At 65.6% G+C, this 2,479-nt stretch carries 3 protein-coding genes; all 3 read left to right on the top strand.

Annotation, left to right across the window (positions count from 1 at the left end; translation table 11 throughout):
- Window positions 1-76: 76 nt before the first annotated feature.
- On the top strand, window positions 77-511 hold the full coding sequence (locus tag EOA49_RS31470; protein ID WP_095518983.1) for a transposase: 435 nt from the start codon (window positions 77-79) through the stop codon (window positions 509-511).
- Window positions 508-864: an IS66 family insertion sequence element accessory protein TnpB gene (gene tnpB / locus EOA49_RS31475; RefSeq protein WP_023800865.1), complete on the top strand. Its 357-nt coding sequence runs from the start codon at window positions 508-510 to the stop codon at window positions 862-864. The genes EOA49_RS31470 and tnpB overlap by 4 nt, the downstream gene beginning before the upstream one ends.
- 69 nt (window positions 865-933) lie before the next feature.
- A complete protein-coding gene (locus EOA49_RS31480) occupies window positions 934-2,466 on the top strand; it encodes an IS66 family transposase (RefSeq protein WP_095518982.1) in 1,533 nt (510 codons plus the stop codon).
- Window positions 2,467-2,479 lie beyond the last annotated feature (13 nt).

Consider the following 2,479-nt stretch of genomic DNA (forward strand, 5'->3'; position numbering starts at 1 on the left):
GTAAGCGATGTCCCGACGGCACCTTTCGGTGATCGGCGTGAAGGACGATGTTCGGAGCCTTTGAGGGCTTCGACACATGACGATTTCAGAGCTTACGCTTAAATCCAGCGATCACGAGCCCGCGCGCCGGTTCGAGGTGTTCACGGGCTCCGGTCGGCGGCGCGAATGGCTGCCGGAGGAGAAGGCGCGGATCGTGGCGGAAAGCTACGAAGCCGGCGCGACCGTGAGCGCGGTGGCGCGGCGATACGCTTTGTCCCCGCAGCAGCTGTTCGCCTGGCGTCGGGCCGCTCGTCAGCCGTTGGCGGAAGCGCCGGCACCGGAATCGTTGTTTGTTCCGGCGGTGATTGCAGCGCCGAGGCCTGAACCGGCGGCAAGGCGGCGGCGGAAGCAGAAAGCCGCCCGAGACGGTGTGATCGAGCTGGAGATAGACGGCGTCGCTATGCGGGTCGGCCGTGGCGCCGACACCAGGACGGTGGCCGCTGTAATCCGAGCGCTGAAGGCGACGACGTGATCGGGCCGACGGGTGCGGTCAAGGTCATGGTGGCGACGAAGCCGGTGGACTTCCGCAAGGGTGCGGAGGGCCTCGCGGCGCTTGTGCGCGAGACGATGGGCGCCGATCCGTTCAGCGGCGCGGTCTATGTCTTCCGGGCGAAGCGGACGGATCGGATCAAGCTGATCTTCTGGGATGGCACCGGCGTCTGCCTTTACGCCAAACGTCTGGAGGACGGCGAGTTCCGCTGGCCGAAAGTGCATGACGGCATGATGCGGCTGACGGCCGCGCAGTTGTCGGCGCTGCTCGAAGGTCTCGACTGGCGGCGGGTCCACGAGGCGCGCAGGACCCGCGTTCCGGTTCAGGCGGGCTGACCCGCGACGAAGTGAATCAGCCTGGATTCCGCTGTCGCGGGATGTCGGCGAATATGGTCTGATCCGGTCATGGCGATGGCGGCTGACCAGCTTCCCGACGATCCGGACGCGCTGAAGGCGATGGTCCTGGCGCGCGACGTCGAGAACGCCCGCCTGATCCAGATCATCAAGGAATTGCAGCGTCACCGCTTCGGCCGAAGAGCTGAGACGCTTCCCGAGGATCAGTTGCTGCTGGGGCTCGAAGAGGCCGAGCAGATCGAGGCCGCCGACGAGGAAGAGAATGAACAAGCATCTCCCGCAGAGCGTCTGGAGCGCGCCAGGAAGCGCCGGACGAACCGCGGCGCGTTGCCACCCCATCTGCCGCGGGTGGAAATGGTCGTCGACATCGAGGACCATGCCTGTCCGGGCTGCCGCAATGGCTTGCATCGGATAGGTGAGGACGTGGGCGAGCGGCTCGACATCGTTCCGGCGCAGCTGCGTGTGATCGTCGTGCGCCGGCCCAAATATGCCTGCCGCGCCTGCGAGGATGTGGTCGTTCAGGCTCCGGCGCCCGCCCGGCTGATCGAGAGCGGTTTGCCAACCGAGGCGACGGTCGCTCAGGTGCTGGTGTCCAAATATGCTGACCACCTGCCGCTCTATCGTCAGGCGCAGATCTATGCCCGGCAGGGCATCAATCTCGACCGGTCCACGCTCGCCGACTGGGTCGGCCGCGCCGCCTGGCACCTTCGTCCGGTGCATGAGCGGCTGCTTGGCAAGCTGAAGACTTCACCGAAGCTCTTTGCTGACGAAACCACGGCGCCGGTGCTCGATCCGGGCCGCGGCAAGACGAAGACTGGGCAGCTGTGGGCCTATGCCCGCGATGACCGCCCATGGAATGGAAGCGACCCGCCGGGCGTCGCCTATGTCTATGCGCCGGACCGAAAGGCCGAGCGTCCGATCGCTCATCTCGCAGGCTTCACCGGAATCCTTCAGGTCGACGGCTATGGCGGCTATCGCGTGCTGGCCGAGAAAAGCGGCGTGACGCTCGCCTTCTGCTGGGCACACGTGCGCCGGCGCTTCTATGAACTGGCGGCAGCCGGTCCCGCGCCGATTGCCAGCGAGGCGCTGAGACGGATCGCCGAGCTCTACAAGATCGAAGACGTCATCCGCGGCCGGTCGGCTGACGAACGCCGCGCGATGCGTCAGGAAAATAGCCGCGCTATCATTGCCGATCTCGAACCTTGGCTGCGCGAAAAGCTCGGCCTGATTAGCCAGAAGACCAAGCTCGCCGAGGCAATCCGCTACACGCTCTCGCGCTGGGAAGGCCTGACCCGCTTCCTCGACGACGGCCGCATCGAGATCGACTCCAATACAGTCGAGCGCTCCATTCGTCCGATCGCGCTCAATCGGAAGAACGCCCTCTTTGCAGGCTCCGATGGCGGCGCCGAACACTGGGCAGTCGTCGCCTCGCTGATCGAAACCTGCAAACTCAACGGCGTCGAGCCCCTCGGCTATCTCGCCGATGTCCTCACCAGGATCGTCAATGGCCACCCGAACAGCCAGATCGACGACCTGCTGCCCTGGGCCTACATCCCGGCTCCCGAACTCAGGGCCGTGGCCTGAGAACAGCGCTTAC

It is taken from the genome of Mesorhizobium sp. M1A.F.Ca.IN.020.04.1.1, assembly GCF_003997315.1.
In the GTDB taxonomy this organism is placed as follows: domain Bacteria; phylum Pseudomonadota; class Alphaproteobacteria; order Rhizobiales; family Rhizobiaceae; genus Mesorhizobium.